Here is a 19,024-nt window from a genome sequence, read left to right as displayed (position 1 = left end):
CGCCCGAGCTGACCGCGCAGAAATCCCGCGGCTAAAAGCCGCGTTAGCTCCTGCGGACAGTGAGGAACCCCCACCTTAGTGGGTGACTCTCTCGGACTTTGTCTTCGCTTCCCGGCTGGGCCGTGTCGCTCTGACCTGGAATAAGTTACGTCAGGGCTAACTCCGAGTCAAATCGCCTGGTAGATCTGGCGTTTGGCCTGGTCATCGTGGTACGCGGCCTAAGCCTGGGCGGCCGATCGCCGGACCCCCGCAATGTTGCGCTTGCCACGTCGCAACACGAGCCAACGCTCATGCAGAAAGTCCGACGCCTGTGGTATCCACTCGTCGCTTTCGATCCGCTCGTTGTTCACGTAGACGCCGCCCTCGGCGACAGTGCGCCGGGCCGCGCCTTTACTCGCGGACAATCCGGTCGCGATGAGAAGATCGGTGATCGCGTCCGGACTTCCCGGCCGCAATTCGGCGACGTCGCCATTGCCTGCCTCGCGCAGGGCCGCGGCCAATGTCGATTCGTCGAGGTCGACGAGATCACCGCGGCCGAACAATGCCTGGCTCGCGTATTCCACGGACTTTGTCGCGTTCTCCCCGTGAACCAGTGTCGTGAGCTCGCGGGCCAATCGCCGTTGCGCGGCGCGTTCGTGCGGGCGGCTATGGGTCGCATCCGCGAGTTCGGCCAGCTCGTCACTCGACAGGAAGGTGAACCAGCGCAGGTAACCGAGCACGTCGGCGTCTGCCGTGTTCACGAAGTACTGATACCAGGCATACGGACTGGTCATGTCGGGATCCAGCCACAGGTTCCCGCCGCCGGTCGACTTGCCGAACTTCTTGCCCTCGGAGTCGGTCACCAGCGGTGTCGTCATGGCGTGGACCGTGGCACCGACCTTCTGCCGCACCAGCCGCGCACCCGCGACGATGTTTCCCCACTGATCGGAACCACCGATCTGCAACCCACATCCATACCGTTGATGCAGCTCGACGTAGTCGTTGGCCTGCAACAGCATGTAGCTGAACTCGGTGTAGGAGATGCCGTCGCCTTCGAGCCGGCGCCGCACCGTGTCGCGGTCGAGCATGACGTTGACCGAAAAGAACTTGCCGATGTCGCGCAGGAATTCGATCGCGGAGAGCTCGCCGGTCCAGTTGAGGTTGTTCTCGACGATGGCACCGGTCGGCGAATCGTCGAACTCGACGAAGCGTTCGAGCTGGCCGCGGATGCGCGAGGCCCAGTCGGCGACCGTGTCCGCGGTGTTCAGCGTCCGCTCGCCGGTATCGCGCGGGTCTCCGATCATCCCGGTGGCCCCGCCGGCGAGCACGATGGGCCGGTGGCCGGCCTGTTGGAACCGCCGCAACGTGAGTAGCGGTACGAGATGACCCGCATGCAGGCTCGGCGCGGTGGGGTCGAAACCCGAGTACACGGTCATGGGCCCCTTGGCGAGATCGCTCGCCAGCACGTCCCGGTCAGTCGACTGCGCGATCAACCCACGCCAGTCCAGCTCGTCGAGGATTCCGGTTGCCATGGGGACGATCATGCCGCATCCCCCAATCGCCAGAGTTCAGTCACTACCTCCGGGCGCGGGCGCCCGCGGGCTGCGCCGATAGGCCGAGACCTCGACGCGGTCGGCCAGCCAGAACCGCCACCGACGATCGGCCGCCTTGCTGACCCCGACTCGTGGGCCTTCGGCCACCTCGCACCCGGAGCCGAGCGCGAGCCGTACCGGACTCGAGGCTTCGAACAGGTCGATTCCGTTGTCGTCCATGGTGATTCCGAGGGCCGAACACAGATTGCCCGGCCCACGCGCGAGCCCGGCCACGGGCGCCACCGGTCCACGCCGGGTCTGCGCGACCTCGATACCGGTGTCCACTGCGGCGGCGCGGAGCAGTACCGCACCGGCGACGCCGTCGTATGCGCAGACCACGTTGGCGCAGACGTGAATGCCGTGGCTGCGGTAGGTGTAGAGCCGCCCCGGCGGTCCGAACATCACCGCGTTCCTGCCGCCGGGTCCCCGATACGAATGCGACGCGGCGTCGGGCCACGGTCCGTCCGGCGGGCCACCGTACGCCTCGACCTCGACAATCGTCGCCGTCACGCCACGCCCGCTGAGCTGGGCGCCTAACAGGCGACGCGCCGCCCGTAGCGGATCCCCCGCCAGTAGCTCAGCACTCACCCGAGCGATTCTGCACTCCGCGGCCGACACCCATTGACACCGGTGGGCGGCAGGCGGAGTATTCATCACATGATGACTTCATCGTCTGATGAATTCCGTACCCAGGCCGCCGGGCCTGCCATCGACATCGCCGATCTGCAGGTGATCCGAGGGGGCCGCCCCGCGGTCAGCGATGTCACGGTGCAGATCGCCCGCGGCACGATCACGGGTCTACTCGGCCCGTCGGGGTGCGGCAAGACGACGTTGATGCGCTGCATCGTCGGCACGCAGATCGTCGCGGGCGGAACGGTGACCGTCCTGGGTCATCCAGCGGGTTCGGCACCGCTGCGGCACCGCGTCGGGTACGTCACGCAGAACCCCACGATCTACAACGATCTCCGCGTCATCGACAACGTGCGCTATTTCGCGTCGTTGTACGGCAGCTCCGCTGCCGCCGCCGACAATGCGATCCGGTCGGTGGGTCTCGACGACCATCGAAATGCCTACTGCGCCAATCTTTCCGGCGGCCAGCGCACACGCGCCTCACTCGCTTGCGCGCTGGTGTCCGAACCCGAACTGCTCGTGCTCGACGAGCCAACCGTCGGGCTCGACCCGGTGCTCCGCGTCGACCTGTGGGAACAGTTCCGTCAGTTGTCCGAGCGGGGATCGACCCTGCTGGTGTCGAGCCACGTCATGGACGAGGCCGACCACTGCGGTGACCTGCTGCTCATGCGCGAGGGTCGCCTGCTCGCCCACACCACACCGACCCGGCTACGAGAGGACACCTCATGCACGTCCCTGGAGGAAGCGTTTCTGACCGTCATCCGGCACAGCACCGCGGCCTGACCCAGCGCAGCCGGCTGAGCCCGCAGGCCTACCTGGCCACGACCGGACGGATCCTTCGTCAACTCGCGGCCGACCACCGCAGTGTCGCGATGATCCTGCTGGTGCCGAGCCTGATCATCACGCTGATGTACTTCATGTTCCAGAACGCGCCGCACCGCCCCGGCGGGCCGACCCCGTTCAACACCGCGTGCCTGATCATGCTCGGGGTTTTCCCGCTCATCGTGATGTTCCTGATCACCTCGATAACCATGCAGCGCGAACGGGTTTCGGGAACCCTCGAGCGCATCCTCACCACGCCGCTGCGGCGTTTCGATCTGCTCGCCGCATACGGGACGGCGTTCTCCATCGCGGCAGCCGCGCAAGCCACCCTCGCGTGCGTCGTCGCGTTCTGGTTCCTCGGGTTCCACACCGAGGGCAGCCCCATCCTGGTGTTCGTCATCGCCATCATCAACGCCGTGCTCGGCGTCGGACTGGGTCTGCTGTGCAGCGCGTTCGCCCGCACCGAGTTCCAGGCCGTGCAGTTCATGCCGCTCGTCATCGCACCGCAGCTGCTGTTGTGCGGGATCATCGTGCCGCGCTCCGCCATGCCGGAGTGGCTCCAGTGGATCAGCAACGTCCTGCCTGCCAGCTACGCGCTTGAGGCATTGCAGGAAGTCGGCGCATATTCTGAGCCGACTGCCACCGCGGTCCGCGACATCGCCGTGGTGGTCGGCTTCGCGGTGCTGGCGCTGTGCCTGGCCGCGGCGACGCTACGACGACGGACCCCATAGGACTTCCTTGACCACCACGAACTCCACTGCCGGGCAGGAACGCAAACGGCCCGGCCGGCCACCCGGCACCTCCGACACCCGGGAGAGAATTCTCGCGACAGCACGGGAGTTGTTCGCCCGCAACGGGATCGACAAAACCTCGATCCGGGCGATCGCAGCAGGTGCCGGCGTGGATCCGGCCCTGGTGCACCACTACTTCGGTACGAAGACGCAATTGTTCGCGGCGGCGATCCACATCCCCATCGACCCGATGGCCGTGATCGGGCCGTTGCGGGAAACACCCGTCGAACAGATCGGTCACACGCTGCCGTCAATCCTGTTGCCGCTGTGGGATTCCGAGCTGGGAAAGGGCTTCATCGCCACGCTGCGCTCGATCCTCGCCGGCAACGACGTCTCACTCGTGCGGTCGTTCCTGCAAGAGGTCATCGTCGCCGAGGTCGGCTCGCGCGTCGACGATCCGGTCGGTAGCGGACGGATCCGCATCCAGTTCGTGGCGTCCCAGCTCGTCGGCGTCGTGATGGCGCGCTACATACTCGAACTCGAACCGTTCAAGTCACTGCCGGTCGAGCAGATCGCCGAAACCATCGCGCCCAACCTGCAGCGCTATCTCACCGGTGACCTACCCGGACTGAGCGAGCTCCAATAGTCTCTGGTGCTCGGCTTCGTCGTCGATGGCGATCGCCTCGTCGACCAACAGCACCGGTATGCCGTCTTCGATGCGATAGGCACGCCGCAGCCGCGGGTTGTACAGCCGATCGGTGCCGACCAGGAGCAGCGGCCCACGGTCCTGCGGACAGACCAGGATGCTCAGCAGCTTTTCGTCGACCACAAGGCGACGCTAGCCGATGGGCTGCTGGACGCCACCACCGGTCGGGCCGATGAACACGCCCGTGTTGTCCGGGTTCGTCGGATCAGGGGCCATGCCGGGCGGCAGCTGGTTGATACCGGCCGTGAAGCCACCGGGCGTGACCGCGCCCGCGGCCTGCGCCTGAAGCTTGCGCTGGAACGAAACCGTGCTCTTGAGAGCATCGACCAGCGGAGTCTGGTTGGGCCGCTTGTCGAGCGCCTCGGAGAGCGCCCGTCCGTTCGAGTTCGAGGGTTTGAAGCCCTGGGCGCGCAGCACCAGAACTTCGTGGATCAACTGAGAGATCTGGCCGCCACCGGCGCCGGTGTCGTAATCGGCGGCGATGATGGCCAAGGCTTCGTCGGTCGACATCTTGGGCGGGGGTGGCTCATCGGCCCCTGTGGTCGGCACCGCGAACGCGGTGGGCGCGGCTGCGCCGACGAGCAGACCGACGGCCAGTGCGCTGCCCGCTACCGCTCCAGCGACTACACGACGCCACCCATAGCGGTTGCCGTCCGTGTGCACCTCAGATCGCGATGTCATCAATCCTCCAGTCAGTTGCCGCCAGCCGGAGCCTAACAGTGCTCGTGCCCGAGCGCCGGGTCGTGCTGCTCTCGGTCTCCGGCCAATTCGGTGCGGACGGCCGCGGTCAATTTCTTGTACGTACCCGTATCGGTGTCGAGGTACCAGGAGTTACGCCGCGCCGGTTTCGGGATGCCCGCGTCCTGCAGCGGACTCACGAGGGGTCGGTACGACGCACCGAGTTCCATGTCGGCGACCACGTGAACGATGTCCGGCGGATTGCCCACCGGAAGGTCGCCGAGCGAATGCGACAGATCGGCGGTCGGCACACTGCCGCCTGGGCGCAGAGCCAGCGCCGTGACCGCGAGCTGGTGTTCTCCGGCGTCCACCCCGTACGTGACCGACATGTCGACCGCGTCGAGCCGCCCCACCGCGTCGTTGACGGTCGTGGCGTACACCGGGCCACGTTCGGTGCGGATTACCGCGCTGCGGTTGTCGACGAGCCAGTAGTCGCCGTCCTCGTCGCGCCGGAACAGAAACTCCGTCGACACCCACGTGTCGGCAGGCGCGAACACGCCGCGCTTCACCACCGCGGTCGGATCGACCGGGCCACGCGGGTGGGCCAGCAGCACACCGACTTCGTTGGCCGCGGCCCGCCGGACGAAGCCTTGCTCGTCCTCGAGGATCAGATCGTCGTCAGGGTCATACGCGGCCAACTCGACCTGGCCGCCGCCGGGCAGCGGGCGTCCCTTGCTGCCGATCTTGGCGCCCGCCACATTGGCCAACACCGCCTGCCCGTCGGTCGTGGCGAAGAACTCGACGACCTGCGCCGGCTCGAACACGTCGACCACGCGCTTCCACAAGCCGGCCGGCATACCGGACCCGATGAACAACCGCACCGGATGGTTGCCGGTCAACGAGAACGACGGATCGTCGATGACCTCGCGCAGCATCCCCCACGTGTAGGACACCACAGTCACGCCGTATTGCCGGATCTCCTGCAGGAACCGATCCGGCTGCAGTCCTCGCGACAGCGCGATGCGCGAACCGCCGACCACCGCGCCGCCAAGGCTCACCAGCAGACCGGACTGATGATGCAGCGGGGTCAGGCAGTAGACCGTGTCGCCGCGGCCGAGATTGGCCGCCGATGCCGTACCGAACGCCGAAAGCGCCCACCGGTAATTGGTGATCTGCCGAGGCACCAGTTCGCCGCCGATCGCACTGAACGCGACGAACGCCAGGTCGCGAGCCAGGGCCGGGTTGGGCCGGTACCAGCCGGGCAGTTCCACCACGTCGGGGTCGATCTGCTCCATGTCGATCACGTCGGCGTGTTCGGGAAGGTCGAGGTTGCGATTTTCCCCGCCGCCCAACACCAGCACGCGCACGTCGAGCGCCCCGGCGGCGTCCAGATGCCCTGGGTCGGCGATGATTTCGGACACGCCGCCGAGGCGGACGGCCTCGGCGAGGTCGACGTCGGGCGGGATCAACACGGCCACGGCACCCAGCCGCGACAACGCGGCGATCGCGACCAGCGCGCTGGGCCGGGTCTCCATCAAGACACCGACGTGTGCGCCCTGGCGCACCCCCACATCGATGAGACCGCGCACGACGTTGTTGATGCGGCGGTCGACCGCCTCGTAGGTGTGCACGCGTCCGTCGAACAGCAGCGCCTCCCCCTTGGGCGCACTGCGGGCCTGCTCGGACATGATGCGACCCAAGGAGATTCGGGTGTGATCGTTGACCTGGCCGAGGCGGGTCAGGCGGGGCAGCGTGCGAGCGGTCTCGATGACCAGCGTGCGGGCCGACTTGTTGGCCGCCACCAACGCCTCGGCAGCTGACCGGGCGACGCCGAAGGCCATCTCGGTCGCGGCGGTGGCCCCGTGTGTCACGCGCGTGCTGAAGGAGACACCGCCCTCGGGATGATCGTCGGGCTGCGATGCCATCGGCGCGACGCCGTCGGGCATGTCGGCGCTGCCCTCGAGCCACTTCACCCACTGCGCCACCGTCGGCCAGGTCTGACTCGACGCCTTGGAACCCACCACCAGACCGAAATGTCCTGCCCTGATCAGATATTCGTACACGTCGGCCTGCGGGGCGGCCCGTTTGATGCCGCGCACGGCCGCAGGCTGGCCGATATCGTCGACCTCGCCGACGAATGCCAGCACGGGGCAGTCGATGTCGGACAGGGTCACCAGGTCTCCGTGGATGGAGAAGCCGCCGGTCATCATCCGGTTGTGCGAGATGAACTGCTTGAGCAGTTCGGAGATGGCCGGACCGGACCACGCGATCCAGCCTTCGGAGGCCAGGAACCTGCGCTGTTGTTCCCGGGGCAGCAGCGCCTCGCGGTCGTGCAGTTGGCGCAGGAACTCGAGTCGCGACTGCGCGGTCTTGATCGGGTCGAGCATCTGGAATCCGGTGCGGGCCAGCCAGCCGGGGATGTCGATGCGGCTGAACACGTGATCGGCCATGAAGTCGGCAGCACCGGCCGCGACACCGGCGGGCAGGTTCATCGGCAGTGCGGCGAGCGTGTCCACGGGCGAGCCGAACGCGATGATGCTGGCAAGGTCCTTGGACCGCCGGTAGGCGGCGGCCTGATAGGCGAACATGCCGCCCTGCGAGTAGCCGGCGAGATGGACATCGCGCCCGGTGACCTGTTTGACGGTGTCGATGGCTTCCGACAGCGCCACCACGTGATCGGCCAGGTTCCGCCGCATGCCTCCTTCGACCTTGTCGGGCGAACCGAAGTCGATCACCCACGGGTCGACGCCTGCGGCGTGCAGGATGCCGACCGCGCCGTCCTCACGCGTGACGTCCCACATATCGGCCGCCATCATCATCGGGTGGACCATGAGCACCGGCGGGCCGGGGTTCTGCGCACCTGGCCGGGCATCCGGTGGGAAGTACCGGCGCAGCCGGTACATGGGCACGCTCTGGATGATCTGGAACGGCGACGGCACCGCACCCGTTTCCAGACCGCCGTAGCGCAGAACCTCCAGACCGTTCTGCGCAGTCGCCAGCAACCGCTCAACCGGCTTGGTCACTGCCGAGAAATCCACCAAAGCTTGCTCCCCTGCTCATGGCCCTCGTGGTGGCGCACCAATCCCCCGATTGACGTGGTCATGATGGCACAAGGCCGGCCGGAGCCTGCAGGTAATGACCCTCCGATGCTCAGACGCCGGCTTCGGCGAAGGTGGCTCCGAGCGACTGACGCCCGAATACCTGCTGCCCGGCACGCCATAACGCCATGCCGACCTGGCTGCGCGCCGCGCCGGAATCGATCCGCCGCAGTGATGCGGTCAGCGGTTGACCAACCTCGATCACGGCGGCGGGCAAGCCCAAGACTGCCGCCGGATTGACCGACACCAGATCGATGGCAGCAGACAAGGGCGCTGCACCACCCGATGCGAGGGCAAGCGGTGCCGCCAGCAACGACGACGGCAGATAGTCCGAGCACAACACGTCACACACCCCGGCGGCCACCGCGTCGGATGCCAGCACGTTGCCGGACGACGTCGATCGGCCCCGGATCGCGTTGGGGGCGCCCAACACCACGTTCATGCCGAGATCCGCGGCCCGTCGGGCAGCTTCGATGGTCAGTGGGAACTCGGCGACCCGCGCGCCGAGCTCGAACGCCTCGTCGATGTGTTCGGGTGTGCGGTCGTCGTGGCTCGCGAGCGCGATTCCCCGGGCAATCGCAAGCGCCGCAACTTCTTTGCGGCGTTCGGCGATCTGGCTCAACCGGCCTGGATCGACCGTGAAGACGGCCTCGACCTCGGCCTCGGTGACGCCCCAGTCCTGCGCGTAGAAGGCGCGGGTCTCGGCGAGGGTGGCGAATCGGCTGCGCTGCGCGGAGGTTTCGATCATCGAGATCAATGCGACCCGGCTCGATGCGCTCAACACCGCGGTGAGCGCATCGAGCGACCGATCGTCGGTGAGCTCGACCCTGGCGTGGATGCGCCAGTCGCAAGCCAGATGAGGCGCGAGCTCCTCGACCACGGCGGCCAGTACCGCGGCATCGGCGATTTCGATGCCCTTGCGCGGTGAGTCTTCGCACCGGGCCGCGACGCACACCGTGCCGATTCCGGCCGCCGCGCATTCGGCGTCCAGCACGCTGATGACGGCCTCGTGGTCGAGCGATACCGTCGCGCGCGGTCTGCGGCGCTGCACGAGGTTGTCCAGATGCAGATCCACCCCGGCGGGCACCAGGTACATGTCGCCGGGCCTGCCCTGGCCGCCGAGCTCCGAAATCTCGGTGACGCGGCCGTCGTCGAGCACCACAGCCGCGTTGCCGATGATCGGCCGGCCACCGCCGGGAACCAACGTCACACCCTCGATCACGGTTTGCGCCATTCGATCCGTCCTCTCCGTAGTTCTCCGGTCGCGGTGGCGAGCGATGCCAACGCACTGTCTGGTCTGCCCGTCGCCAGGACCGCGGCACCGCCCTCGATGGCCCCCTGGATCCAGGCGGTCACACTGGTCGGATCCGCCGCCGCTTCCGGCTCGTCGAGCACGACGAACGGACGCCCGGCGATGAGCGCTGCGGCGAGCGCGACGGTGTGCCGTTCGGCCGGTCGTAGCCTGCCGACAGGTGTGGGCGCGAGCCGCTGCGCTCGCAGCCGCGTGAGCGCTCCCAATGCGGACGTGTGATCACAGCGCGCGGCGCGGGCGACGGCCGCGGCGGAAGGCAATTGCGGAGCCGCGGCGAGCGGGCCGTTGAACGATGCGATGTGACGGTCGCGCAGCCACGCCACTGTCCGTGGGTCGGCGCCGATCAGGTCGATCTCATCGGCGACGCCCAACCGGAAGGTGACACGTCCCGCATCCGGCCGATATACGCCCGTCAGGCATCGGACCAAGGTGGACTTGCCGGAATCCGGTGCGCCGGTGATCAGCGTCAAGGTTCCGGCGGGCACCGTCAATTGCACGGGACCGAGTCCGATGTCGTCGCCGAAGCGCTTCGCGAGCTCGCTGACGACGATTGCGCCGCTTGTCATATCAACCTCGAGGACACGAGCAGTTGCGTGTAGGGGTGGCCCGGATCTTCGAGTACCTGCTCGGCGATGCCGTGTTCGACTATCCGGCCGTGATGGAGAACCACGATGCGCGAGGCGAGAATCCGCACCGCCGCGAGATCATGGGATACCACGATCGTGGCCGACGAGAGATTCTCGGTGACCCGGCCGACCACTTCGAGTAGATCGGCCTGCACCGACGGATCGAGTCCCGTGGTCGGTTCGTCCAGCAGCAGCACCTGGGGTGGGTCGACCAGTGCGCGCGCCAGTTGCACTCGCTGCTGCATGCCGCCGGAGAACGTCATGAGCGCATCGGTATGACGCTCGGGCCGCAGGCCGAGTTCCCCGAGCAGTTCCGCGACCCGTTCGTGAATGTCCGCGAATTGTCTTGCACCGGAGGACAATAGACGTTCAGCCACATTGGACTCCGCGGCCAGCCGCGGGTACAGGCCCGCCGCCAGGGCGTTCTGGTGGACCATCAGCACCGCCGACCGGTCGATGGGATCGTCGCCGACGAGGATCGAGCCGTGCGCGGGGGTCAGATCGAGGTGCAGGCACCGCAACAGCGTGGTCTTGCCGGAACCGGATTCACCGACGATGCCGAGCACTTCGTTGGGTCCGACATCGAACGACGCGTCGTGGACGGCGACGACCGAGCCGCATACCGAGCAGCGGTTGGTACCCGCAGCCTCGCCGGTCGAATCGACGCACCGGTCACACCCCGGTCCGAAGCGGTGCGACAGTCCGCGCACCGACAGCACGGGGTCAGGTGGTGCGAGTGCCCGCTCGCTGTCCCGCTCGGCGATTGCCGTGGCCGTCACCGGCTTTCACCGCTCGATCGCACGCGGCAGGCATCGACATCGCTGCACTGCCACACCAGAGCGGCGTTCGTGCCACCGGTGGGCACCCGATACGACGCCGTGCTGCCGCACCGGCTGCAGGGCCCGTCTGCCCGCTCGCCCTCGAGCGGGCAGTCGTCGAACGCCAACGGCCGCACCGAGGTATACGGCGGCAGTGCGGTGAGGCGGGCCCGGCGGCCCGCGCCCAGCAGGATGGGGTACGGACGCTGGTTGAGCCGCAGCACGTCGTGGCGGGGTATCGGGCTCGGGCTCATCAATCGTGAATCTCCAATCAGCACTGGATGATCGGCACCGGTTCGCGGCCCGCCCAGCCGCGTCTGATCGTCGTACAGATCGAGCCAGGCCGGTGTGTAATCGCCTTCGGCGTGATGATGCTTGGCAGTCAATTCGTCGGGCACCACCCGGCGCAGTGGTTCGGGGTGGGGCACCTGCAGCACGAGCACCTGGTCGCCGCGCAGCTCGACCTCCGGTATGCGGTGACGACTCTGGACGATCGTGGCTTGCGCGGTATCGGTGGTGGCCGCGCACGCCGCCGACTCGGCGATGAGGCTGCGCATCGCCGTGGCATTGACCGAATGGTCATCGCCCTGGTCGATCACCTTCACCACATCGGTGGGGCCCACCAGCGACAGGGTCACCTGCAGGCCACCACTGCCCCAGCCGCGGGCCACCGGCATTTCCCGCGATGCGAAGGGCACCTGCCAACCCGGGATGGCCAGCGCCTTGAGGATCGCGCGCCGCACATTGCGTTTGGTGTCTTCGTCGAGGTAGGCGTAGGCCTGCGGCCTGCCGTGCTCTGCGGCCAGTTCAGCCACCGTCTGCGGGCGGTTCATGGGGTCTCCTTGGCGGCGGCCTGGGCCAGGTAGGCGGTGAATCCCGCGTAGTGCGGCAGCCGCAGATGTTCGACGAATCCCGCCGTCGCCGATCCGTCGGTCGCAGCGAGCAAGGTCTGCTCGTCGAGTACCAACTGCTCGCGCAGCTCCTTGTCCGCTTGCATCGCCGCGTCGAGCAGAGCCAACGAGATAGCGCGTCGTTCAACGGTTCCCAGCGTGGCGCCCCACCCCATGGCCAGGGCGGGCCGTCCGTCGACGTCGGTGTCGAGGACGACCTCGACTTCGGTGATCGGAACCTCGGCGACCACACATCCGATGCCGGTGCGTGGATGCGGCATCCGGATACCTGCCGCCCCGACGGTGAGTTCGACGAGAACGGCTTCCTGGCGCCTGCCGAGGACTATCGCCGCCATCGCCACCAGTGCTCCGGTCTCGCCGCGCGCCAGCATCGACAGCAGTGCCGCACGCGTGTACGGCGCAACGAGCACGCTCGCAGCCGGATCGGGACTGTGCCCGTCCTCGGTGGGCGTGACCATCGCGACGCCGCCGATCAGGTCGCGAACCCGTGGCGTCGACCGGCGATCCGGCGCTTCCGCGTCGGCACACCGCACCTCGGTCGGTTCATGGGACACCGGCTCGGATTCGGACCAGGTGAGTTGCCGGGGCAGCAGATCCGGCGCGAAGCCGAGCCATTGTCCGCCGGGCACCTGAGGGTATGCCGAGGACACCCGCCGAACCAGTGCGACGTCGGCCGCGTCGACCGTGCCCGAATCGGCATGCGGCTGCGTGGCGGCCCATACGCGCAGCATCGATACCGCATGCGCGGTATCGCCACGTGACTGGTTCAGCGCGCGCAGTGCGACGGCGGGCTCCCACAAACCGGCCTCGGCGCACACCTGTTCGGCCAGCACCGACAGATTGACCGCGGCTTGCGGTTGCGGTGCCGCCGCGATCGCGCGGGCAGCTTCCAGTGCTGGATTTTCGTGCATGCTGGCATACATCAGGCGGCCACCGCCTTCAGGGATACGCTGCGCGGCAGCGCGATCAGACATTCGCCGTCGACGATGAACACGTCCACGCCGCGGGGCGGCGCGGCATTCGCGGCCGCCAATGCGTGGACGGCCACTGCGTCCAGCGCGATGTGAGCGGTCGTCGTCGCGGCGATGCCGGGCCCGCTCAACCCCACGGGTGCGGGCTCACCGCTGGCCGCGACCACCAGTGTCGCCCCGTTTTCCGGTGTCAGGCGGCTGCCACGGCGGGCCCGCGATATCGCGTCGGCGGCGGGGCCGTGCACCAGCACCCAGTCGGAATCCTCGACATCGCCCGCCGCCGCACCACACGTGCCTGCCACGGTCGTCGTGATGTCGTACGCGGCGGAGCTGCCGGTCACGCCGAGCGTCAGCCCGCGGTCGAGAAGAGCGAGAAGAACTGCTGCGGCACAGTCGAGTTCGGCCACGGTGCTGATTCCCGGACGGATGGGCAGCTCGACCGGCGTCCCGGGCGCACACATCGCACGCATGCAGGCCAGAAAGACCGACCGGCTGTCGTGCACCGGATCCCACCTCATGAGTTGTCCAGTCCGGTGGCGGCGACGAGCCTGGCCCGGTCTGCTGCTCGCGTCGCTCGGTCGTGTTCGGCAGCCACACACAACTGCTTCACCCGATCAGCCAGCGGACCGCCCCGGTGCGATTCGGCGTCGCATACCGCGGCCGCGACCGCGCCCGTCAGGTCGTAGCCGGCGCGGATGCCGTCGCCGCGCGTGCCACCCAGCTCGACGGTGCACCGGGTGAGGGCGACGTGGCCGAGAACGACCGTCGTCTCAGCGCAGCCCGGCACCGCGACGCGGACGGGTGTGCTGATCGATTCCGGGCCTGCCGTCACCGAAATGTCGACGCCGGTGGCCAGTATGGCGTCGGCAAGCTCCTCCAACTCGGCGGCGTCCGCACCCGCGAGGGCCTCATAGCGCTGTTCGGCTGTCACAGCAGATCCACCGTGAACTGCACCCGCTCGCCGCGGAATCGGTGTTCCACGACCGCGACCAGGGCGCCGCTCTGATCGACGTTCAGCCCGCGCATCTCCAGCAGGGGCGCGCCGACACGCACCTGAAGCTGCTCGGCCTCGAACGGTTCGGCGAGGCCCGCCGCGAACGTCCGGTACGCGCGTTGCATCCGCACGCCGTGGCGTTCCAGCAGAAAGTCGAACAGCGACGTATCGCCGGCCCACTGCGCCACCAGATCCGGGAACCGGTCGGTGTGGATCGAGGTCACCGACACCGACCACGGTTCGTCGTCGACGAGCCGCAACGTGCGGCACACGAGCACGCCACCGGTGGTGTCGAGTTCGGCTTGTAATTCCGGTGTCTCGACGATGTCGGCCGACAACAGCCGGATACTCACCTGATGTCCGAGCTCGCGCATGCTGCGGGTGAAGCTCGCGTCCCGCCCCGCCGAGACGTCATATCGGACCCGCGGCGCGGCGACGAAGGAACCCTTGCCGTGGACGGTTTCGATCAGGCCGCGGTGGCTGAGTTCCTCGAGCGCACGCCGCACGGTGAGGCGATTGACGTCGAACTGCCGCGACAACTCCGCCTCGCTCGGAAGCCGGTCGCCCGGGCGGGCCTCCTCGGCCAACCGTGCTTCGAGAAGATCGCTGAGCTGACGGTAGATCGGCCGATCGGCGTAGCGATTGATCATCTCCAGATCGTGACTCATCTTCCCCACCTCTCCCCCGAGACTTTCCCGAGAACACGCCGACGGATCGCCGCGGAAACCCGTTCGAACACCACGACGACACCGAGGATCGCCAGGATGATGGTCAGGGCCTCGTCGTAACGCAGCAGCGTCATCGACGTCGCGAGCTCGATGCCGATGCCGCCGGCTCCGACAAGGCCGAGCACCACCGACGACCGCGCCGACGATTCCAGCGCGAACATCGACGTCGTGACGAAGGACGGCAGGCACGCCGGGATCACCCCGCCGAGCAGCACCCCGATGTGTGACGCCCCCAGGGCGCGCAGCCCCTCGATACGCCCGGGGTCGATGTCTTCGATGCTCTCGGCGAAGAACCGACCGCAGAAGCCCATAACGTCGACCGCGATCGCCAGCACGCCGGCCTCCGGGCCGAGACCGACCGCGATCACGAAGATCAGTCCCCACACGAGATCGGGGATCGTGCGGCTCACGGTGATGACGCCGCGGCTGGCGGCGTACAACGACCAGTGCGGTGTGGTGTTGCGGGCCGCAAGCACCGCGAGCGGCAGGCTGAGCACAACCCCGATAATGGTTCCCAGCAATGCCATCTCGACCGTGACCAGCAGGGCCTTGAGGATCGGGCCGATTCGGTGGGCGTCCGGCGGGACCGCGTCCTGCGCGAACTCACCGAGCCGGAACATCCCGGTCAGCAGCGAGTCCGGCCGTACGGTGGCACCTTGGGTCCATCCGTGCACCAACAGTCCCCCGACGACCAGCACGATGACGAGCGTCATCAGGCTGGGGCGGCGCACCCGTGGCGGCTGCGTGGACGGGCTCGGCGTCCGGGTTGCGGTGGGTGTCACGAAACCGCCTCGGCGAAGACTGGATTCAGTTGTGCGGCGTCACACTCGGCTGCCGGACGGTCGAACTCCACCACACCGTTGCGCAGTCCGACCACCCGGTCGGCATAGCGCAGGGCGAGGTCGATCTGATGCAGGGCCATGATGACGGTGACATCGCGTTCGGCGGCGATCGAGCGCATCAATTCCATGACCGCTTGGGCGGACGCCGGGTCGAGGCTGGCCACCGGTTCGTCGGCGAGAATGAGACCGGGCCGCTGCATGAGCATGCGGGCGATGGCCACGCGCTGCTGCTGGCCGCCGGAAAGCGTATCGACCCGGCGATCGGCGAAAGCACTCAGCCCAACGCGCTCAAGCGAACTCATCGCCTCGGCCCGGACGTCACGGGGGCTCGTCAGCGGCCAGGCGCAACGCGTGCCACGGTGCCCCATCGCGCCGTGGACGACGTTGTGGAAGGCGCTGAGCCGCGGGATGAGATGGAAGCGCTGGAACACGAAGCCGACGTCACGCCGGACCGCGCGCAGCTTGCCACGCGACAGCGCTGTCACGTCGGTGCCGTCGATGACGACGGCACCGTCCGTCGGTTCGATCAGGCGCACCAGGCACCGCAACAAGGTCGACTTGCCCGCGCCGTTGGTGCCGATCAACGCGACCGTTTGGCCCTGCGGCACCTTGAGGTTCACTCCGCGCAGGGCTTCGGCTCCGCCGCGCCCGTAGCGGACCCGCAGGTTGGCCACGTCGAGTGCGGTGGCGCCTGCGGTCACGGTGTCGGTGTCGGATAGTGCGGTGCCCGCGCCCATGTCAGTCGCCCAGGAATTCGGAGAAGTCGTCCACGCCGACCGCGCGGTACATCGACCGCACCTCGTCGTAGTCGGTATCGGTGACCGAAACCAGTTTGGCGTTCTCGTACTTGGCGTTGTCCTTGCCTTCGAGCATCGCCGGCAGCAGGGTGTCGAAGTGCTCGTTGAACGTGTCACGAATCGTCGTGACGGTCTGTTCGTCCAGTCCTTCGCGACCCATCAGGAGATCCGGTGGCAGCGTGGGGCCTTCGGCGAGCATCCGGTACTGCGCCGGGTCGTCGGTGCCCATGAATTCCTCGTAGTCGTGGTAGCCGATGCCGACCGCGGCGACGTCGCCGCGTTTGAGCGATTCGTGCACGGCGTCGCCGACTGTGAGTACCTCGAGGTCGGACGTCGGCTGGATTCCCGCGTCGACCAGCATCTGCGATGGTCCGAGGTGACCGCTCGTCGAGCCGACGTCGGACATGGCGACTTTCTTTCCGCGCAGCTGCCCGAGTTCGGTGATCCCGCTGTCGGCCTTGGTGTAGATGCATGAGTGGTAGCCGTCGCGTTCGATCGCGACGATCGGCTGGGCGCCGGTGCGCTCGTGGATGACCACGTATTCGGCAGGCCCGGTGAACACGACGTCGACGCGGTCGGCCTCCAACGCGGCCGCCGCGGCCGTCCGGTCGTTGACCGCGAAGAACTCGAGATTCAGCCCGGACTGCTTTTCGAACTCCTTCTCGAAGGCGCCGAACTCCCGTTGGAGTTCCTCAAGGCCCTGAAGATCGGTCACGGCCATCCGGACGGTGCCGGGCTGCGCCGAGTCCGACGACGGACTGCTACAGCCGACCGTGAGCGCTGCCGCCGACAACAGCGCCACCGCACCTGTGACCATCTTGCGTGCAGACATCGGGCTTCCCATCTCTCATGCCGCCATTTGGTGTCTACATGTCTAGATAAGCATGACGAACTGCAAGTAAACGCAGACCGACGCCTACCGCAACCTCTCGTAGCGGACGTGCGGCGCGTCCGCCCCGCCGCCCGGGCGGCCTGTTGGCGGTCACATCTCGGCTGACGATAGGGTCGGCTGGCGATGGCACACCTGCTCGGGGGCGAAGCCCTGCATCTGGAGTACCCCACAGGGGTGGTTTTCGATTCGGTCACCGTCGGCGTCAGTGAAGGCGACCGAATCGGCATCGTCGGGCGCAACGGTGACGGGAAATCGACGCTGCTCGGTCTACTGACCGGCCGCATCGCGCCGCACTCCGGCCGGGTCACGCGCCGTGGCGGGCTGCGAGTCGGCTCGCTCGACCAGACCGACACCCTCGATTCGGCCAAGACCGTGGGCTGGTCGCTCGTCGGCGATCGGGCCGAACACGAATGGGCCGGCGACCCAAGGGTGCGCGACGTGATCGGCGGGCTCGTGGCCGACATCCCGTTCGAGACACTCGTCGGAACCCTCTCGGGCGGACAGCGGCGCCGTGTGCAGCTGGCCGCGCTGTTGATCGGCGACTGGGATGTGGTCGCGCTCGACGAACCCACCAACCACCTTGACATTCAAGGCATCACCTGGCTCGCAGGCCATCTCAAGCAGCGCTGGGCGCGAAGCGCAGGCGGACTCTTGCTGATCACCCACGACCGCTGGTTCCTCGACGAGGTGGCCACCGCCACGTGGGAGGTGCACGACCGGATCGTCGAGCCCTTCGAGGGCGGCTACGCCGCCTACGTGCTGCAGCGCGTCGAGCGTGACCGCCAGGCCGCCGCCGCGGAAGCCAAGCGGCAGAACCTGATGCGCAAGGAACTGGCGTGGCTGCGCCGGGGCGCACCTGCACGGACCTCCAAGCCGAAGTTCCGGATCGACGCCGCCAATGCACTGATCTCCGACGTTCCCCCGCTGCGCAACTCCGTCGAGCTGTCGAGGGCCGCCATGGCTCGCCTCGGCAAGGACGTCATCGATCTGCTCGACGTCTCGGTCGCCTATGACGGTCGAGAAGTATTGCGCGACATCGAATGGCGCATCGCCCCCGGTGAGCGAACCGGCATCCTCGGCGCCAACGGGGCGGGCAAATCGACGCTGCTCGGATTGATCTCCGGGACGGTGGCGCCCACGGCCGGCCGGGTGAAACGCGGCAAGACGGTGCGGCTGGCGATCCTGGACCAGCAGTCGCGCGAGCTCGATACGGTCGCCGGCGACATGGTGCGCGAGGTCGTGGGCCGGCTGCAGACCAGCTACCAGATCGACGGCAAGGAGCTCACGCCGGCTCAGCTGCTTGAGCGGTTGGGTTTTGCGCGCGAGCAACTCTCGGCGCGTGTCGGCGAACTGTCGGGCGGTCAGCGGCGGCGCCTGCAGCTCATGCTCGTGTTGCTGTCCGAACCCAACGTTCTGGTGCTCGACGAGCCGACCAACGACGTGGACACCGACATGCTGACCGCGACCGAGGATCTGCTCGATTCGTGGCCGGGCACGCTGATCGTGGTGTCCCATGACCGGTATCTGCTCGAACGGGTCACCGATCAGCAGTACGCGATCCTCGACGGGCGCCTTCGCCATCTCCCCGGCGGGGTCGACGAGTACCTGCGGTTGTCGGCGCAGCGGTCGAGCGCGCCCGCCGACCGTACGGAAGCGGCTCCCGCGCAAGGGCTCTCCGGAGCCGAGCTCCGCGGCATCGAGAAGGAGATCGCGTCCATCGACCGGTCGTTGGCCAAGCTCTCCGACCGGATCGCCGCCAAGCACGACGAGCTCGCCGCACATGACCAGTCCGATCACGTGGGCCTCGGCCGGCTCACCGGGGAGCTGCGTGAGCTCGAGAAGCAGGTGGCCGAGTTCGAGGCTCGCTGGCTCGAGCTGTCCGAGCAGCTGGAGTAGC

The 19,024-nt window shown here is 67.7% G+C and carries 20 protein-coding genes; 4 read left to right on the top strand and 16 right to left on the bottom strand.

Translation table 11 applies throughout. From position 1 onward, the window contains the following. Positions 1–218: 218 nt before the first annotated feature. Together tyrS and ACRCUN_RS33745 are read right to left on the bottom strand one after the other, a co-directional pair. Entirely contained in the window at positions 219–1,511 is a 1,293-nt protein-coding gene (tyrS, locus tag ACRCUN_RS33750; RefSeq protein ID WP_462145955.1) for a tyrosine--tRNA ligase, read from the bottom strand. 36 nt (positions 1,512–1,547) lie between these two features. Next, positions 1,548–2,159 (bottom strand): DNA-3-methyladenine glycosylase, encoded by a 612-nt coding sequence (locus ACRCUN_RS33745; protein ID WP_462145954.1) that lies wholly within the window; start codon positions 2,157–2,159, stop codon positions 1,548–1,550. 69 nt (positions 2,160–2,228) lie between these two features. Between ACRCUN_RS33745 and ACRCUN_RS33740 the strand changes: the two genes are divergently transcribed. The 3 genes from ACRCUN_RS33740 to ACRCUN_RS33730 are packed head-to-tail and all read left to right on the top strand — an operon-like array spanning position 2,229 to position 4,400. Next, entirely contained in the window at positions 2,229–2,984 is a 756-nt protein-coding gene (locus ACRCUN_RS33740; protein ID WP_462145953.1) for an ABC transporter ATP-binding protein, read from the top strand. After that, positions 2,927–3,754: an ABC transporter permease gene (locus tag ACRCUN_RS33735; RefSeq protein ID WP_462145952.1), complete on the top strand. Its 828-nt coding sequence runs from the start codon at positions 2,927–2,929 to the stop codon at positions 3,752–3,754. The genes ACRCUN_RS33740 and ACRCUN_RS33735 overlap by 58 nt, the downstream gene beginning before the upstream one ends. Before the next feature lie 7 nt (positions 3,755–3,761). Continuing rightward, complete coding sequence (locus ACRCUN_RS33730) at positions 3,762–4,400, top strand: TetR/AcrR family transcriptional regulator (RefSeq protein WP_462145951.1); 639 nt, start codon at positions 3,762–3,764, stop codon at positions 4,398–4,400. Here ACRCUN_RS33730 and ACRCUN_RS33725 read toward each other — a convergent pair. The 14 genes from ACRCUN_RS33725 to ACRCUN_RS33660 all read right to left on the bottom strand — a co-directional run bounded on the left by ACRCUN_RS33725 (position 4,374) and on the right by ACRCUN_RS33660 (position 17,067). Then, positions 4,374–4,583 carry a Trm112 family protein gene (locus tag ACRCUN_RS33725; protein ID WP_462145950.1) on the bottom strand — a complete coding sequence of 70 codons (210 nt, stop codon included), beginning with the start codon at positions 4,581–4,583 and terminating at the stop codon, positions 4,374–4,376. The genes ACRCUN_RS33730 and ACRCUN_RS33725 overlap by 27 nt on opposite strands. Before the next feature lie 9 nt (positions 4,584–4,592). Then, positions 4,593–5,141: a hypothetical protein gene (locus tag ACRCUN_RS33720; protein WP_462145949.1), complete on the bottom strand. Its 549-nt coding sequence runs from the start codon at positions 5,139–5,141 to the stop codon at positions 4,593–4,595. A 32-nt stretch (positions 5,142–5,173) separates the two neighbouring features. Next, positions 5,174–8,176, bottom strand: coding sequence for an acyl-CoA synthetase (locus ACRCUN_RS33715; RefSeq protein ID WP_462145948.1), 3,003 nt, complete (start codon positions 8,174–8,176; stop codon positions 5,174–5,176). A 112-nt stretch (positions 8,177–8,288) separates the two neighbouring features. After that, a complete protein-coding gene (locus ACRCUN_RS33710) occupies positions 8,289–9,470 on the bottom strand; it encodes an alpha-D-ribose 1-methylphosphonate 5-triphosphate diphosphatase (RefSeq protein ID WP_462145947.1) in 1,182 nt (393 codons plus the stop codon). Next, positions 9,455–10,114 carry an ABC transporter ATP-binding protein gene (locus ACRCUN_RS33705; RefSeq protein WP_462145946.1) on the bottom strand — a complete coding sequence of 220 codons (660 nt, stop codon included), beginning with the start codon at positions 10,112–10,114 and terminating at the stop codon, positions 9,455–9,457. Before ACRCUN_RS33705 ends, ACRCUN_RS33710 begins: the two co-directional genes overlap by 16 nt. Next, positions 10,111–10,953, bottom strand: a complete 843-nt coding sequence (locus ACRCUN_RS33700; protein WP_462145945.1) for an ATP-binding cassette domain-containing protein — start codon at positions 10,951–10,953, stop codon at positions 10,111–10,113. The genes ACRCUN_RS33705 and ACRCUN_RS33700 overlap by 4 nt, the downstream gene beginning before the upstream one ends. After that, the gene (locus tag ACRCUN_RS33695) at positions 10,950–11,825 is read right to left on the bottom strand and encodes an alpha-D-ribose 1-methylphosphonate 5-phosphate C-P-lyase PhnJ (protein WP_462145944.1); all 876 of its coding nucleotides are present in this window, start codon (positions 11,823–11,825) and stop codon (positions 10,950–10,952) included. The genes ACRCUN_RS33700 and ACRCUN_RS33695 overlap by 4 nt, the downstream gene beginning before the upstream one ends. Beyond that, complete coding sequence (locus ACRCUN_RS33690; protein ID WP_462145943.1) at positions 11,822–12,877, bottom strand: carbon-phosphorus lyase complex subunit PhnI; 1,056 nt, start codon at positions 12,875–12,877, stop codon at positions 11,822–11,824. The genes ACRCUN_RS33695 and ACRCUN_RS33690 overlap by 4 nt, the downstream gene beginning before the upstream one ends. Then, positions 12,826–13,392, bottom strand: coding sequence for a phosphonate C-P lyase system protein PhnH (phnH, locus tag ACRCUN_RS33685; protein WP_462145942.1), 567 nt, complete (start codon positions 13,390–13,392; stop codon positions 12,826–12,828). Before phnH ends, ACRCUN_RS33690 begins: the two co-directional genes overlap by 52 nt. Then, positions 13,389–13,805 (bottom strand): phosphonate C-P lyase system protein PhnG, encoded by a 417-nt coding sequence (locus tag ACRCUN_RS33680; protein ID WP_462145941.1) that lies wholly within the window; start codon positions 13,803–13,805, stop codon positions 13,389–13,391. The genes phnH and ACRCUN_RS33680 overlap by 4 nt, the downstream gene beginning before the upstream one ends. Next, positions 13,802–14,536 carry a GntR family transcriptional regulator gene (locus tag ACRCUN_RS33675; RefSeq protein ID WP_462145940.1) on the bottom strand — a complete coding sequence of 245 codons (735 nt, stop codon included), beginning with the start codon at positions 14,534–14,536 and terminating at the stop codon, positions 13,802–13,804. The genes ACRCUN_RS33680 and ACRCUN_RS33675 overlap by 4 nt, the downstream gene beginning before the upstream one ends. After that, positions 14,533–15,378 carry a phosphonate ABC transporter, permease protein PhnE gene (phnE, locus tag ACRCUN_RS33670; RefSeq protein WP_462145939.1) on the bottom strand — a complete coding sequence of 282 codons (846 nt, stop codon included), beginning with the start codon at positions 15,376–15,378 and terminating at the stop codon, positions 14,533–14,535. Before phnE ends, ACRCUN_RS33675 begins: the two co-directional genes overlap by 4 nt. Then, entirely contained in the window at positions 15,375–16,175 is an 801-nt protein-coding gene (gene phnC / locus ACRCUN_RS33665; RefSeq protein WP_462145938.1) for a phosphonate ABC transporter ATP-binding protein, read from the bottom strand. The genes phnE and phnC overlap by 4 nt, the downstream gene beginning before the upstream one ends. Position 16,176: 1 nt before the next feature. Beyond that, on the bottom strand, positions 16,177–17,067 hold the full coding sequence (locus ACRCUN_RS33660) for a phosphate/phosphite/phosphonate ABC transporter substrate-binding protein (RefSeq protein WP_462145937.1): 891 nt from the start codon (positions 17,065–17,067) through the stop codon (positions 16,177–16,179). 183 nt (positions 17,068–17,250) lie between these two features. Here ACRCUN_RS33660 and ACRCUN_RS33655 point away from each other — a divergent pair, with 183 nt between their 5' ends. Further along, entirely contained in the window at positions 17,251–19,023 is a 1,773-nt protein-coding gene (locus ACRCUN_RS33655) for an ABC-F family ATP-binding cassette domain-containing protein (protein WP_462145936.1), read from the top strand. Position 19,024 lies beyond the last annotated feature (1 nt).

The sequence above is a fragment of the Mycobacterium venezuelense genome (genome assembly GCF_054919535.1).
This window is presented reverse-complemented; position numbering and strand designations above follow the sequence as displayed.

Excerpts from the sequence above, each read along its gene's own strand:
- tyrS (WP_462145955.1), bottom strand. The coding sequence starts at position 1,511 with ATGGCAACCGGAATCCTCGACGAGCTGGACTGGCGTGGGTTGATCGCG.
- ACRCUN_RS33740 (WP_462145953.1), top strand. The coding sequence starts at position 2,229 with ATGATGACTTCATCGTCTGATGAATTCCGTACCCAGGCCGCCGGGCCT.
- ACRCUN_RS33735 (WP_462145952.1), top strand. The coding sequence starts at position 2,927 with ATGCACGTCCCTGGAGGAAGCGTTTCTGACCGTCATCCGGCACAGCAC.
- ACRCUN_RS33720 (WP_462145949.1), bottom strand. The coding sequence starts at position 5,141 with ATGACATCGCGATCTGAGGTGCACACGGACGGCAACCGCTATGGGTGG.
- ACRCUN_RS33710 (WP_462145947.1), bottom strand. The coding sequence starts at position 9,470 with ATGGCGCAAACCGTGATCGAGGGTGTGACGTTGGTTCCCGGCGGTGGC.
- ACRCUN_RS33705 (WP_462145946.1), bottom strand. The coding sequence starts at position 10,114 with ATGACAAGCGGCGCAATCGTCGTCAGCGAGCTCGCGAAGCGCTTCGGC.
- ACRCUN_RS33695 (WP_462145944.1), bottom strand. The coding sequence starts at position 11,825 with ATGAACCGCCCGCAGACGGTGGCTGAACTGGCCGCAGAGCACGGCAGG.
- ACRCUN_RS33690 (WP_462145943.1), bottom strand. The coding sequence starts at position 12,877 with ATGTCTGATCGCGCTGCCGCGCAGCGTATCCCTGAAGGCGGTGGCCGC.
- phnH (WP_462145942.1), bottom strand. The coding sequence starts at position 13,392 with ATGAGGTGGGATCCGGTGCACGACAGCCGGTCGGTCTTTCTGGCCTGC.
- ACRCUN_RS33675 (WP_462145940.1), bottom strand. The coding sequence starts at position 14,536 with ATGAGTCACGATCTGGAGATGATCAATCGCTACGCCGATCGGCCGATC.
- phnC (WP_462145938.1), bottom strand. The coding sequence starts at position 16,175 with ATGGGCGCGGGCACCGCACTATCCGACACCGACACCGTGACCGCAGGC.
- ACRCUN_RS33660 (WP_462145937.1), bottom strand. The coding sequence starts at position 17,067 with ATGTCTGCACGCAAGATGGTCACAGGTGCGGTGGCGCTGTTGTCGGCG.
- ACRCUN_RS33655 (WP_462145936.1), top strand. The coding sequence starts at position 17,251 with ATGGCACACCTGCTCGGGGGCGAAGCCCTGCATCTGGAGTACCCCACA.